The 14,368-nt window shown below is 43.9% G+C and carries 15 protein-coding genes; 7 read left to right on the top strand and 8 right to left on the bottom strand.

Annotated features, from left to right (window positions below; genetic code table 11):
* Nucleotides 1–143: 143 nt before the first annotated feature.
* The 5 genes from rsmS to dinG are packed head-to-tail and all read right to left on the bottom strand — an operon-like array spanning nucleotide 144 to nucleotide 4,697.
* The gene (gene rsmS, locus OCU77_RS04910) at nucleotides 144–308 is read right to left on the bottom strand and encodes a pleiotropic regulatory protein RsmS (protein WP_048898669.1); all 165 of its coding nucleotides are present in this window, start codon (nucleotides 306–308) and stop codon (nucleotides 144–146) included.
* Between the two features lie 19 nt (nucleotides 309–327).
* Nucleotides 328–1,239: a histone deacetylase family protein gene (locus OCU77_RS04915; protein ID WP_048898670.1), complete on the bottom strand. Its 912-nt coding sequence runs from the start codon at nucleotides 1,237–1,239 to the stop codon at nucleotides 328–330.
* Between the two features lie 2 nt (nucleotides 1,240–1,241).
* On the bottom strand, nucleotides 1,242–1,793 hold the full coding sequence (priC, locus tag OCU77_RS04920; protein ID WP_048898671.1) for a primosomal replication protein PriC: 552 nt from the start codon (nucleotides 1,791–1,793) through the stop codon (nucleotides 1,242–1,244).
* Between the two features lie 37 nt (nucleotides 1,794–1,830).
* Nucleotides 1,831–2,604, bottom strand: a complete 774-nt coding sequence (locus tag OCU77_RS04925; protein ID WP_162845602.1) for a sulfite exporter TauE/SafE family protein — start codon at nucleotides 2,602–2,604, stop codon at nucleotides 1,831–1,833.
* 14 nt (nucleotides 2,605–2,618) lie between these two features.
* On the bottom strand, nucleotides 2,619–4,697 hold the full coding sequence (gene dinG, locus OCU77_RS04930) for an ATP-dependent DNA helicase DinG (protein ID WP_048898673.1): 2,079 nt from the start codon (nucleotides 4,695–4,697) through the stop codon (nucleotides 2,619–2,621).
* Nucleotides 4,698–5,231: 534 nt separating this feature from the next.
* Here dinG and OCU77_RS04935 point away from each other — a divergent pair.
* Nucleotides 5,232–6,254, top strand: coding sequence for a porin (locus OCU77_RS04935; RefSeq protein ID WP_048898674.1), 1,023 nt, complete (start codon nucleotides 5,232–5,234; stop codon nucleotides 6,252–6,254).
* Nucleotides 6,255–6,429: 175 nt separating this feature from the next.
* Entirely contained in the window at nucleotides 6,430–7,077 is a 648-nt protein-coding gene (locus tag OCU77_RS04940; protein ID WP_048898675.1) for a YccT family protein, read from the top strand.
* A 212-nt stretch (nucleotides 7,078–7,289) separates the two neighbouring features.
* Here the strand turns inward: OCU77_RS04940 and OCU77_RS04945 are convergent, their stop codons facing one another.
* Entirely contained in the window at nucleotides 7,290–7,655 is a 366-nt protein-coding gene (locus OCU77_RS04945) for a dksA-type zinc finger protein (RefSeq protein WP_048898676.1), read from the bottom strand.
* 706 nt (nucleotides 7,656–8,361) lie between these two features.
* On the opposite strand from OCU77_RS04945, the gene OCU77_RS04950 reads away from it, so the two are divergent.
* From OCU77_RS04950 to recR, 5 genes are all read left to right on the top strand, one after another.
* Nucleotides 8,362–8,751 (top strand): YbaN family protein, encoded by a 390-nt coding sequence (locus OCU77_RS04950; protein ID WP_048898678.1) that lies wholly within the window; start codon nucleotides 8,362–8,364, stop codon nucleotides 8,749–8,751.
* A gap of 94 nt (nucleotides 8,752–8,845) precedes the next feature.
* Nucleotides 8,846–9,391: an adenine phosphoribosyltransferase gene (apt, locus tag OCU77_RS04955; protein WP_048898679.1), complete on the top strand. Its 546-nt coding sequence runs from the start codon at nucleotides 8,846–8,848 to the stop codon at nucleotides 9,389–9,391.
* 148 nt (nucleotides 9,392–9,539) lie between these two features.
* Entirely contained in the window at nucleotides 9,540–11,714 is a 2,175-nt protein-coding gene (gene dnaX / locus OCU77_RS04960) for a DNA polymerase III subunit gamma/tau (RefSeq protein ID WP_048898680.1), read from the top strand.
* A gap of 59 nt (nucleotides 11,715–11,773) precedes the next feature.
* Nucleotides 11,774–12,103, top strand: a complete 330-nt coding sequence (locus OCU77_RS04965) for a YbaB/EbfC family nucleoid-associated protein (protein WP_048898681.1) — start codon at nucleotides 11,774–11,776, stop codon at nucleotides 12,101–12,103.
* A 3-nt stretch (nucleotides 12,104–12,106) separates the two neighbouring features.
* Entirely contained in the window at nucleotides 12,107–12,709 is a 603-nt protein-coding gene (gene recR / locus OCU77_RS04970) for a recombination mediator RecR (protein WP_048898682.1), read from the top strand.
* A gap of 72 nt (nucleotides 12,710–12,781) precedes the next feature.
* On the opposite strand, the gene OCU77_RS04975 is transcribed toward recR, so the two are convergent.
* Together OCU77_RS04975 and OCU77_RS04980 are read right to left on the bottom strand one after the other, a co-directional pair.
* Complete coding sequence (locus OCU77_RS04975; protein ID WP_048898683.1) at nucleotides 12,782–13,327, bottom strand: regulatory protein ToxS; 546 nt, start codon at nucleotides 13,325–13,327, stop codon at nucleotides 12,782–12,784.
* Entirely contained in the window at nucleotides 13,318–14,169 is an 852-nt protein-coding gene (locus tag OCU77_RS04980) for a transcriptional regulator (RefSeq protein ID WP_048898684.1), read from the bottom strand. The genes OCU77_RS04975 and OCU77_RS04980 overlap by 10 nt, the downstream gene beginning before the upstream one ends.
* Between the last annotated feature and the right edge of the window lie 199 nt (nucleotides 14,170–14,368).

Below are 14,368 nucleotides of genomic sequence, written 5' to 3' on the forward strand. Positions count from 1 at the left end.
GTATCGACTAACACTTCTATTTCGGACGAATAAAAAGTCTTTAATGCTAAAAAACTACAAGAAAGTATAATTCAATTAGAAGCATGAATGGAACTTAATGGAAGTATAAACTTACTTAATTGCTTTTATACATATGAGCAAATCTAGCTTTTATTTTTTAGTTTTTCTTCTAAATCTTTTTTGACCATAGCTAGTGCTGATAACGCGATTTCAGGGGCAATTTCATTGCTTTCGAGTAAGTAAATAAGGTCGACCGCCAACTTAATATCCTCTGGTGCGTTATCTAGTGGGGATGTTTTTTCTGTCATATTCTTCTCAGTAATATAATTAAACGAGGGTTAAAGCAGCTTTGATTAATTGGCTATGTAATGCGACTAACTGTTGGTGATCAGAACGATAGCCACCACCGATAACCGCTGCAACGGGAATAGCATGTTGCTGGCATAGCGTCAGTACAAAAAGATCACGTTGATACAGACCATCAAGACAGACATCGAAGTAGCCGAGTTCATCGTCAGCATGAATATCGACGCCTGCATCGTAAATGACTAAGTCTGGCTGATGCTGTGCAATCGCTAATTGCACTATAGGCAGAAATGTACTGAGGTATTCTTTCGTTGTTGTTTGGCGTGGTAATGCTAAATCTATGGTGGAGTTTGGCTTTCTCGCCGGAAAGTTTTTATCACAGTGCACAGAAAAAGTGATGATATTGTCGTGCTCAGCACAAAGTGTCGCTGTGCCATCCCCATGGTGTACATCACAGTCGATAATCATTACCTTATCGATATTGTCTAGCTTCAGTGCTTGTTTGGCCGCTATGGCTAAGTCATTAAAGAGGCAAAAGCCACTGCCAAAATCATGGTGGGCATGGTGATAACCACCACTAAGGTGTATTGCAAGACCATATTGCTGGGCCAGCTCAACTGTGCGCCAAGTTCCACCTGCTGATGTCAGTGTACGCTGTATTAATTGCTCACTCCAAGGAAAGCCAATACGACGCATTTTGGCTGCCGGTAGGGTGTTATTTACTAATGCATCGACGTAATCAGGATGATGAACCGATTTTACTGTATCAATAGAAAGGGGGGCGGGTTGGAAAAATGCCATGCGCTGCACATCATTGCGATGAAATGCCACGGATAAATGATCATACAATCGACGGTATTTACTGAGTGGATAGCGGTGTTCTGGCGGCAAATCCAGTTGCGAGTAAATCGTGTGATAAACCAGCGGTAGCATGATTAACCCTGACGCTCTCTGATCGTAATGTGTTTTTCAATTTTAGTGACGGCAGCTTGACAGCGCTGTACGCGACCTTCTAACGCCAGTATTTCTTTTTGGATCACTTGTTGCTCTGCCAGTGTTCGGCAGTTATTGAGCAGCATTGTTTTATCGCGCTTCATACCGATCAAGCGACGCTCCCATTCTTGGTGTTTCGCTAGATCTTGGTACAACTCATGGATAGGTACCTGGTTAGTATTGCTTTGTTGCGGTTCGTTTTTTCTAATGCTTTGTGTGGCAAGCTCGCGCTGAACGGCTTGTATTTGCGCTACGATTTTGTCGCAAATATGCGCTGTGCGAGAAGCGAGCAAACGTCCAGATCGTTGCTCTCGTTGCAGCGATTTTATTTCGTTACTGATTTCTTCTACGCAAGGTGTGATTAATTTACTGCGACTGAGGAAGAGCTGTTCATCAAATAAAGGGCGAGGCGCTTCACCGCGCTGGCGATCGACAGCTGCGGCTTCTTTTAATAACTGATCGACATGCGCTTTTAATTTTGAAACATCAAACATACTGACTTAACCTTCTCTATAACTGACCAATGCTATATTAGAACCAAGCCTGCCAAGCCAGTTTACCGGCAAGAATCACGACAACAGTAACAAAAACAGGGCGAATAAATTTTGCGCCAAAGCGAATGGCAGAATGCGCTCCAATATATGCGCCTATCATTAGACACACACCCATGGTTAAGCCTAGTGCGACATTAATATGACCTAAAATAGCAAAGGTAATGAGGGAGGTAATATTACTGGTGAAGTTCATGGCTTTCGCAAGACCAGAAGCCAGAAGAATGTCTAACCGATACAGCGCCATACTTGAAACGGTCCAAAACGCGCCAGTACCAGGGCCTGCAACTCCGTCGTAGAAGCCAAGAAGACCGCCTTGTAACCACTGTTTTTTCTTTAGCTTGGGGTCATCTTTAGGCAGCTGGCGTTGTTCTCCTTTTGGCTGAGGGTGCCAAAGAGTATAAGCAGCGGCTGCTAAAATGATCAGGGGTAGGGCTTTCTCTAGCCACTCAGTACTGATGATATCGACGATCAGTGTGCCACCAATCGCACCGGCTAGGGTGGCGATGAATGATAGTCGCCAGAAGTGTGGCGAAAATAGCTGTTTGCGATAATACGTCCAGGCTGCGGTTGATGAGGCAAAGGTTGCCGCTAGCTTATTGGTCCCAAGGGCAATATGTGGTGGAAGCCCTAGCGATAATAATGCAGGTACGGTAAGCATACCGCCACCACCTGCAACTGCATCAATAAACCCCGCTAAAAAAGCCACAAGGGCAAGGATTATTAGCGTGGTAGGTTCAATCATTTCTATCATTATGGCAATTCTGTTTATTTGTGTTCGATAATCCGTTTGAACGGCGGTAATGAATCTAATAATGCTTTGCCATAACGGCGTGAAATCACGCGTCGGTCGAGCAAGACCACTCTACCAGAATCTTCTTCTTTACGCAGTAAACGACCAGCAGATTGAATTAGCTTTTTACTCGCCTCTGGTACAGAAATCTGTAAAAACGGGTTACCACCACGACTTTCGATGTATTCAGCGTGAGCCTCTTCGACAGGCGAGGTTGGCACGGCAAAAGGGATTTTGGTAATGATAAGGTTTTTAAGCAAATCACCTGGTAGATCAAGCCCTTCAGAGAAGCTCCCTGTACCAAATAAAATGCTCGGTACTTTATTTTTACAGTTCTCTTTATGTTTTTTTAGAATGGTGTGGCGAGCTTCATCACCTTGAACCAGCAGTTGCCATTTGTTTTTCTTGGCCAGTGGCTGCAAGCTCTCTGCTACCTTGTTCATTTGCCAATACGAAGAGAATAAGACCAAGCTTGCGGTCTCGCCTTCGAGATATTCGGGGAGGGTCTCAATCAAGAGTTCAGTAAATTTATCGGCTTGTGGTTCTAACGGTAACGCTGGAATCACTAAGCGCGCGTTATTTTGATAATCAAACGGTGAAGCCAGAGCTAAAAACTTCCCACCATCGGATTCCGAAATACCTACCTGGCGGCAAAAGTAGGTAAATTGGTTAAGCGCACGTAATGTTGCAGAAACGAGGACGGCACCTGCTGCGCGGCTCCATAGCAGTTGGTCTAGGCGGTAGCCAACTTCAAGTGGCGAAACTTCGATAATGTAGTCATCTTCACGGTCGCCGCTTTTTTCTATCCAACGGGCAAGGGGAGCCCCTTTTTTGTTACAAGGCTGCGCCATTAGCGCCCAGACTTTTTCTAGGTTTTCTAACCTTTGCAGGTAAAATCCAGATTCAGCTAATGCGGGTTCTCCTTGGCGAGCACCAATTTCATTATCTTTTAATCGTTCTGAAATTAAGTCATGGAGTTTGCCTAGTGCTTGTAACGCTTTCTTACTGGCATCTTTACACCCTTTGGCTTCTTCTTGTAGCCAAGCGGGAAGCTCACCATGTTCAAAGCGATAAATGCCATCTTTACTGAAATGGCTTGGATCAATATTGGCTGCGATTTGGCGCAGAGTTGGAATAAGGTGCTGAATGTTTTCTTGTAGCGAAGATTGAAAACGCCCAGCTTTACTGTAATCCGCGAGTTCAGCAAGTTTACCGACAGATTGATTGAGCTTTTCTAACCAATTGGTTGCGCCTTTTAAGCTGGCAGCCGCAGACGAAAAGTCACGTGCTACTTGTGGTAGGTGATGGGCCTCATCGATTACATAAATCGTTTGTTCGGGTTCTGGTAAAATTACGCCACCACCAAGCTCAATATCTGCCATTAGCAGTGCATGGTTGGCGATAATGACGTCAGCTTTATCTAAATGTTCGCGTGCTTTAGCAAAAGGGCACTGACGGTGTTTGGGTAATCCAGCATGACAGCTGTGTTTATCTGCCACAATTTGCTGCCATACGCGATCGGGGACTTGTTTTGGCCAACCATCACGGTCACCATCCCATTTACCTGATTCATAAGCACTTTTCATTCTTGTCAAAAGTTCTAAATCAGACTTTTTAGGTTTTTCTTGCCAAAAACTCATCTGGTCTTCGCTATTTCCGTCACACGATGCTGCTAACTTATGCCCACAGCAGTAGCGTTGACGTCCTTTTGCCAAAATAAAGCTGAATTCTTTTGGGAAAATGCGGTTAAACAAGGGTAAGTCTTTCTCAATGAGCTGTTCTTGCAAAGCGACGGTTGCAGTCGAAATAAGTAGCTTCTTATTGTTAAACAGTACAAAAGGAATGCCTGCGATCAAATAAGACAGAGATTTTCCGATCCCTGTTCCCGCCTCTGCCACTAACATTCGGTTCTTTTTATGGTATTCGCCAGCCAATGTTTTGGCTATTTCTGCAACAAGGTAGTTCTGCGCACGCCTTGGGCGGAAGTTATCAAGTTGGCTTCCTAGGTTTTCATAGCATTGCTTGATATCGCGTTTTATTTGGCTGTGTAACATATAAGTAACGTATTAAATGGCAAGGAAGCTGATTATAACACGAACATCTGAATGTGAGCGGGGGCAAATAAATTGAACAACTTTGAATCTAAATGAGATTTTGGTCACGAAAATAAATTGAACTCAACATGAACGCGCAAGGTGGTTGTCGATAAAACACTAACTTAACTAAAAAATCAGTGTTTTATAATATATATGACCAATGCCACCGTTGGTTTTGGTATTTTGTGGTTTTTTGTGTTGTTATTTTGTCATTTTAAAAAACGATTAACCGTGCTAAATAGAACTTTTTTGTCTTTTGTTTCTTTTGTTGTTGCACCTATCCTATTGAATAATAATGAATAAATGTTTTTTGATTTATTTTTTGAACTATTTGACACCTAGGCGAAAACTCTGTCAGGATAGCCCCGCAATCAAATTGCTTTAGATGATTATTCTTTTGGTATTAACCGGGTGGTCTTCTAAAAAAACATAATAGAAAAGGAATTCTGGAAATAGGAATTCCATTCCAAATAAGAAAAGGCAGTGGATCTCATGAAAAAGACTCTTTTAGCACTTACAGTTCCAGCACTTCTAGTAGCTGGTTCTGCTTCTGCAGCAGTATCTCTATACGACCAAGACGGTACTCAAGTTACTATGTCTGGTGCTGCTGAAGTTCAGTACTACCGTTCAGCTAAAGCTGATGCATTCGCAAAAGCAGCTGATACAGATGCAGACGCATCTATCCGTATCGATGACGGTGACCTAGCACTACGCGTTCAACACCAAGTAAACGCTGACCTATACGCTCTAGGTGCTATCGAACTAGCAATCGGCGAATCTAAAGATAATAAAGTATCTCAAGGTAAGAGCTCTGGCGACGTAGTGAACGACGGTCTATACGTTGGTCTAGGTGGTAACTTCGGTGAAGTTACTTTCGGTCGTCAACTAGCTATCATCGATGATGCTGGTGTTGGTGTTGATATCGAGCTGAAAGACACAGCTGGTGTTAACTACGAAGATACTGACATGGATCAGTACATCAAATACCGCTTCTCTGGTGAGAAATTCTGGGCTGGTGCTGGTTACAACATCGCTCAAGAAGATGCTACTGGCAAAAAAGGCGAAGAACTACTAGAAATCGCTGCTGGTGTTCCATTTGGTGATTTTGAAGCACGTGCTTACTACGCTGATTTCAAAAATGAGCAATTTAAAAATGACGCTGGCGTTGTCGTTGGTACAGAACAAACTGCATGGGATCTAGAATTTGTTTACGCAGCTGGTCCTATCTACGTTGGTGCACTATACGGCCAATCTGATGATGGTTCTGACACAGACAGCGATATCAAAACTTGGGAACTTGCTGGTTCTTACACACTAGGTAAGAACACATTTGGTCTTGGCTACGCACAAAACTCTGGCGATGCTAAAGCTCAAGACGCAATGAACCTTTACGCAAACGTTGCTCACCAACTGACTGCTAACACTCGTGCTTACGTTGAACTAGGCTACGAAGATGTTAAAGCTGTTGAAGAAAAAGGCTTCGGTTACGTAGTAGGTATGGAAGTTAAATTCTAATCACGCTTTTTAGCGAATTAGGAAATAAAATTTCCCCCTATATTTAAAAGCCGCCTTCGGGCGGCTTTTTTCGTTTATCGCTGGGATACAACGCTCAGTGACTTAGATGGATTGGTATTAGCAGTATTGATATTATTTAGATCGCTATTTAGGTGCTTTGAAGGAGTAAAGAGTAATGAATAAAACAGTGGTTGGGTTCGCCCTTAGCTTGGTATTTGCCGCTTCCGCACAAGCGAATACGTTAGAAACAGAATATGGCTTATCAGTACTGGCGATTAACGGTGTTGCTGTGAACAGTGATAACGCTATCGCTGATAACACCTATGATATTGTTGAGGGAAAAAACCAAGTGGTTATCCGTGGCGAAAAAATGTTACGTCGTGGTACCAAAACGGAACTCTTCAGTACTCGACCTTTTATTATGAGCTTTGACACTAAAGATGATGTCATGATTCGTTTCCCTGAAGCTGCGAGCAATTACCGCGCGGCAGAGACTGAATTTCGCAATGACGAACCAAAGTGGAGTGTAATGGTTGGTGGTACTGCATTGTCGTATCAAGCGGAAGTACTACCAGGTGGTGGCGGCTTTATTCCGTACTCTGATATTGAAGAGCTAGTGGCTAACTATAACCAAGACAAAGGCATTGCGTTAGAGCAAGGTAAACCAACAGATATGACTAAAGCTGCAGTGGTGGTGAATGACGCGGGTGAAGTGACGATTACTGGCGATTCTCTAGCACAGCTTAAACTTTGGTATACCAAAGCCTCTGCAAAAGAAAAGAAAGCCTTTAAGATCTGGATGGCAGAGCAAGAGTTTAAGTAATAGAGAAAGTGTTTAACGCTAGAATTGCAGGGCATTGATAGCGTTAATTAAACATGATGAGCAAGCTGCATTTAGGGGTAAAGTGCAGCTTAACGATAGCGCTACTCACTGATTTACCAGTTCGTTAGTCGCAATGTTTGACCATAGCTAGAGCCGCAACCTTGAAAGCGGATCTGGCATGATCTTTATGATCTTTCATGAGTTAGGGTAATTTATTCATCATGGTGATAGCGGCTATGGGCTCGGCATGATCGGCAACGTGCTTGAGCAGGATCTTTGATTAAATCTTCTGTTTCAATTTCTTCCTCGCAATCGGCACATAAGCCATACATACCTAATGTCAGTGTACACACGGCGGCATCCACTTTTTCCACTTTGGTTGCAAGTTCGAGTAAGTCTGGAATATAAGATGATTTGGCCATCTTAATCAGTTCATTTAATTCAAGCTGTTTCATTGTCGTGACGTTCGACATTAATGAGTGCGTGACTATTTCATGTCGAAGCGATGCGGTTAAAGCTTCATATTGCGCCTCTAAATCATGCTGAAGCACATTATTAATTCTCTCTGGGTTAGCCATAATCTATTATTCTTTTCGTGTTAACGTTTTTTCAGTCTAAATCTCTTTAGATTCATGATCCTGATTTGAATCAAACCATTATGAAGATTTACACTGAAGAAACCTCATATCCCTACTTTCCATCGGTTTTTGTCGACGACATCCTCTTATATAGTGTTTCAGCGAAAATCATCCATAGAGATGCGCTAGCTTCGCTATATAGCGTGAGGCTAAAAATAATGTCAGCTCATACAAAGGAATTAAGATGGAACATGGATATAAAGAACCCTACAACGCACTGTACTTTTTAGGGCTGCTTGTTGCGCTATTGCTACCAACCTTGCCTGCTAGTTTAACCGTGTTGGATATCCTAGGTCGTTAGGTGCTGGTAACCTTACGGGGTGTTCATCATGACTGGCTAGTACAATATTCGCCATGGTGAACATTCCTATTCTGTTTTTTGAATATCGTACTCCTGATATACCTTCCTTGTTTTTACTTCATGCGTCACTGATCTGTGAAAACAGTTTTTGAAACTAGTGCCTTGAAAGTTACCCTTTGAATCGTTTAATACAACAGCGCTGCCGTGTCGTATTTTGATACAGATTAACTCGGTTCTTAAAGTCATTTTTGCGCTTGTTATACTCAAAATACGGTAGAATCAGGCTGCCAAATTAGGGTGCACTGTTGCAGTGTATTAGTGATGTAGATAAAGGCTTTGAGTGTAATGATAAAACGATTCATTTTATTAACTGTTGGATGGTGCTGCGTGGCACTAGGCGTGTTAGGGATCTTTTTACCGCTGCTACCCACAACGCCTTTTTTGTTGCTTGCCAGTGCCTGTTTTATGCGAGGTTCACCGCGGTTAAATACATGGTTAACTAACCACCCGACCTTTGGCCCTATATTGTATAACTGGCATCAACATGGTGCGATAACACGTAAGATAAAGCGACGCGCTAACATTATGATAGTGGTGAGTTTTGCCTTTTCTATTGCTGTAGTCCCTCTTGCTTGGCATAAAATAATGCTGATTGTGATCGGCGTAACCTTGTTGGTCTGGTTTAATCGTTTGCCCGTTGTAGAGTCGGTTGCCCCTCGCCGTGAAAATTACTAATATTGCGGGCTGATTGCGTCAGCTGCTTGTTTTTGCAGTCGACGTATTGTTTGCGTAACACCCTGACCTCTTTATTAGGGGATGGAATACAATTATGACTCAAGACAAGCTAGCTCTAATTAAAAACAGCATCAAATCTATTCAAGATTACCCTAAGCCAGGTATCCTTTTCCGTGATGTTACTAGCCTGATGGAAGACCCAGCGGCTTACCGTGCAACCATGGCCGTATTGATTGAGAAATACAAAGATCAAGGCATCACTAAAGTGATTGGTACAGAAGCTCGTGGTTTCTTATTTGGTGCACCACTGGCACTGGAACTTGGTGTAGGCTTTGTGCCGGTTCGTAAACCGGGTAAATTGCCTCGTGAAGTGATCGGTGAGAGCTACGAACTAGAATATGGCCAAGATACGCTAGAAATTCATGTTGATGCGATCAATGAAGGCGATAAAGTATTATTGGTTGATGATTTGCTAGCTACAGGCGGTACTATTGAAGCAACCACTAAGCTTGTTCGTCGTTTAGGGGGTAACGTAGAAGATGCTGCGTTTGTGATTAACTTGCCAGATATCGGTGGTGAAGCACGTCTGAAAGGTTTAGGCCTAAATGTGTTCAGTATTTGTGATTTTAGTGGTCACTAATCGTTAAGCATCATGCTTATATTACTCCGCCACTGTTGTGTTTCGCGCATCGGTGGTGAAGTATTGGACGCTCAAGGTAGAGTCCTCTCGCGCCAAAATCCTCCCTGTGCTAGCATTGAAATCTTGATTCAGTAAGGTTAAATAATTCATGAGTTATCAGGTTTTGGCTCGCAAATGGCGACCGCATCAATTCGACGATGTGGTAGGTCAATCCCATGTCTTAACGGCTCTGGCCAATGCACTTGCCCATGACCGACTTCATCACGCCTATCTTTTTAGCGGCACCCGAGGTGTTGGTAAAACGACCATTGCACGTATTTTTGCTAAAGGGTTAAATTGTGAGCAAGGGATCACGGCGTCGCCTTGTGGGCAATGTACGACGTGTCGTGAAATAGAAGAAGGTCGCTTTGTTGATTTGCTGGAAATCGATGCGGCATCGCGAACCAAAGTAGAAGATACTCGTGAACTGCTCGATAACGTGCAGTACAAGCCTGCGCGTGGCCGCTTTAAAGTGTATCTGATTGATGAGGTGCACATGCTCTCTCGTCATAGCTTCAATGCATTATTAAAAACACTAGAAGAGCCGCCAGAATACGTTAAATTTATTTTAGCAACGACCGATCCACAAAAACTGCCGGTGACGATCTTATCGCGTTGCTTACAGTTCCATTTAAAGCATCTAGATACCACACAAATTCACGATCAACTTGCTCATGTTTTGACGCAAGAGCAGGTGGATTTCGAGCCGCGTGCACTAAATTTATTAGCCCGTGCTGCTGATGGTTCTATGCGTGATGCCCTTAGTCTTGCGGACCAAGCTATTGCTCTGGGGAACGGTTGTGTAGGAACTGAACCTGTTTCTATGATGCTAGGAACGCTCGATACAGACCAAGCCTTACAGTTGCTTGAATCTGTCGCGCAAGGTGAAGCACAAACTGCGATGGCCAGTGTTGCATCACTCGCTGCGATTGGTGTGGAATGGGATAGCTTACTGCGCGAACTTGCGGCACAACTTCACCGTGTTGCACTTCATCAAGCCTTACCAGCTTCGCTAGATGAGTCAGCACCTGATGCAGACCGCATTGTGGCATTGAGTGGTGCTATGTCGCCGCAAGATGTACAGCTGAGCTACCAAATTGCGCTACAAGGCCGCCAAGACTTAGCTTATGCACCAGAAGGGCGCACAGGCTTAGAGATGGTCTTGCTGCGTATGCTGGCGTTTAGACCTATGTCAGGGCAGGGGATCACTCCGCAATCTATCAATGTGCCTGCTACTGAGCCAGCGCCTGTCCCTCAGGGGCAACAATCAGCACCTAGCTCGCATCCTGCATCAAGCCTACACTCTGCGCCAACACAAGGTGGTATGGAGCGAGTACAGGCATTGAAAGCGAGAATGCAGCCAGCCACTGCGGTTTCTCAGACGCAACAGCATGCGCCGGAAACCATGTCTGCACCGAGGCAGCCTGAACCTCGTTATGAGCAAGCTCCGCAACAGCAACCAGTACCAATGAACACACCGAGTGCTCAATCGGAACAGGCTCGATCTGTACAGCCTCAGCAGGCACCGCAAACACCACCTCAATCCGGTGTGTCAGGCTTGCTTGCTGCGCGAAATGGCTTACGCAGCCAAAAAAATCGTGCTGAATCCCCAATAGGAAAAAAGCCTGAATCGACACCAGCCAAGAAAGTCGCAACCAATGTTTTAGATCGCATCGCGACTAAAGCAAAAAATGGCCATGGCCAGACTGCGATGCCGGTGTCGAATGCATCTATGCCTCCGCATTTAGTGGCGCAACAAGCCCCCTTAGAGCCAGAAGAGTACCAGTGGAAATCGACGCAAGTAGTCGATGTGTCTGAATCTAAGGTGAAACTTGCACCACGCCAAATAAAGCAAGCGTTAGAGCATGAAAAGACACCCGAAATGACAAAACAACTTGTCATTGAAGCGGCAAATCAGGATAGTTGGTCTGATTTAGTGACTAAGCTTAATGTTGGACGTTTAGTACAACAATTAGCATTAAACTCTGCATTTGTGCAAAGAGAGCATAAGGTCACTTTGCAATTGCGACAAACGCAAGCACACCTCGATAGCCCGAAGGCTCGGGAACAGTTACAAGAAGCAATTGGTGGCTTATTAGAACAGCCGATTGAACTGAATATTGAATTAAGTGATGAAGGGCAAACGCCGCTTGAATGGCGAGAAGCGATTTATCAGGAAAAATTGGGTCAAGCGAAGCACAGCTTACTGCAAGACCCACATGTTAATTTTATCTGCCAGCGCTTTGCCGCGGTGGTTGATGAAGAAAGCATTCGACCGATTTAACTGCAGTATCAGACTGCGGTGTAGCGTGAATATTAACCAGACCAATAGAGAGAGATAATATGTTTGGTAAAGGCGGTATGGGCAACATGATGAAGCAAGCGCAGCAAATGCAAGAGCGCATGCAGAAGATGCAAGAAGAAATTGCAAACATGGAAGTAACGGGTGAGTCAGGTGCTGGCCTTGTTAAAGTTACCATCACTGGTAGCCACAGTGTACGTCGCGTTGAGCTAGATGATAGCCTAATGGAAGACGACAAAGACATGCTTGAAGACCTGATTGCTGCTGCATTTAACGATGCTGCACGTCGTGTTGAAGAAGCGCAAAAAGAGAAAATGGCTGGTGTTACAGGTGGTATGAACTTACCAGCTGGCTTCAAGCTACCTTTCTAATCAATGCGTACCAGTCAATTACTGGAACAATTAATGGAGGCCCTTCGTTGTCTGCCTGGGGTTGGCCCCAAGTCAGCACAGCGAATGGCCTTCAGTTTGTTACAGCGCAATCGGCAAGGTGGTCTTCAACTTGCTGATGCTCTAAGCCAAGCCATGACTGAAATTGGCCACTGCCAACAATGCCGAACATTTACTGAAGAAGAGGTCTGTGCCATCTGCGCTAATCCTCGTCGTCAGGAATCAGGGCAAATCTGTGTGGTTGAAAGTCCAGCCGATATTGTTGCTGTTGAATCAACGGGGCAATTCTCTGGTCGCTATTTCGTGTTAATGGGGCATCTTTCACCGCTAGATGGTATTGGCCCATCAGACATTGGATTGGATCTTCTGGAGTTTCGCTTACAGAAAGAACCAATCAGTGAACTGATTTTAGCAACCAACCCAACGGTGGAAGGTGAGGCGACAGCGCACTATATTGCTGAATTATGTAGTGAATACGATGTACCTGCGAGTCGAATCGCGCACGGTGTTCCTGTTGGTGGGGAGCTAGAATTGGTGGATGGCACAACGTTATCGCACTCAATTGCTGGCCGTCAAAAGCTGTATTAGACAAGTTTCAGCGTAATAAAAAACCGCACTATAGGGTGCGGTTTTTTTATATCTCGAATACATCAAAAGGGACTACAACGAGTAATAAATGGTCGAGCCATAAGTGAGACTTGTGAGCAGCAAACTCTTTTCGTTTAAGATATCAATACGGCGACTTTGACGAGCATCCATACGAAAGATTTTACGAATAGCCGTTAACTGCTTCTTCTGGAAATCTTTATTGGTGCCAGAGGTGATGTCTTTAAACTCGGCTGGCTCAGTTAGCAAATAGCCGCCACTGATGTTCCATGTGCCCGATTCAGAGATATGTAGCGTTAGTGGCTCTTCATTATCACTGTATAGTTTCATCAGTGTAATGCGTGAGTAATTTTTATTGGGTAAATATACCATGTGGCTGGTTTGCTCGACACGGCGTAGTACTAGTAGCTCATCATCGAGTAGTTTTTCTTCAATACGACTGACTGTGTTTGACTGCCACTCACGTGACATGATCAGTTGCTCTTGCTTGTAGTCGCTAGAGTAGTAGAGCCAAAAGCTAAATACTGTTGAAATCGCTAAAACCAGGTACGGCCAAAAACGTTTTAAAATAGTTGAGATCGAACTTTCTTTTATTGGCATAACTGATCGTTATCCTCTTGGCTTGATAACAAACGTAGCGTGACATTTTCGTTTGGCGAATCAGTGCTATGAACGTAATTAATCCAAATTTGACTCTGCTGACCACCAGTTGCGATAACTTCTATCGGCCTTTTACCCTCAGGATGAAACTCAAGGTAACGCGCCACACATGTACGGATCATTGGCTCCCAACGACTCAACCCTGGGTGATTATTGGGAGTCAGAACTGGGATACCTTCAACGTCGATGAAATTAGCAAAAGCCGCTGATTTAGGTGGGTAACTAGTATTAACCATTAACGGCAGAAGTAGCGCGATAACAAGGGCTAACCAGCCGTAGATATTTACACGGTGACCTTTACTGATTGGTGCTGCGGCTGTGTGGTGTGCTGTTTTTTCCACAGGTGCTGCGTCGTATTCAGGCGCGGAACGTTCTGCGGTTGGTATTTGGCTGACGAGATCTTCAGCAAAGGTTTTTTCAGATTTTTCTGGCTTTGTAAGATGCTCTGAAACGGGTGCTATCATTTGATAACCGCGTTTAGGCACTGTTTTTATAAATTCAGGGGACTTTGTTGAATCTTTTAATGCTTTACGCAGGGTTGAAATGGCTTGGGTTAAGCTAGAATCATCCACCTCAAAACCTTGCTCTCTCCAAACAAAATCATGTAATTGAGTGCGAGTGATGATTGCGCCAGGTGTTTCTATCAAAAGGCTGAGTGCGCGGCTTTCATTACTGCCTAAGCGAGTAAGCTCATCACTTTCAAGTTGGTCAATTAAGCTGTTGTCGTAAGGGTCAAAAAGGAAACGCTTACCAATTAAGAACTTAGTGGAGGTGTTATGCATTTTTAGCCCCAATGAAACAGTTTAGGCACTTATATATCATAATTCCCTGAATATAATCTGAATGTAAAAAAAGGAAAATCTCTGCGTAGAAATTCTAAAAAGAATAAAAAAGGCTATTTTAGGTTGAAAACCTACTATTTGACCACATCTAATTGGTATCTAATTGGGAATTTTTACCATAAATAGACGAGCGGTTACT

The organism is Photobacterium swingsii, assembly GCF_024346715.1.
Classification (GTDB): domain Bacteria; phylum Pseudomonadota; class Gammaproteobacteria; order Enterobacterales; family Vibrionaceae; genus Photobacterium; species Photobacterium swingsii.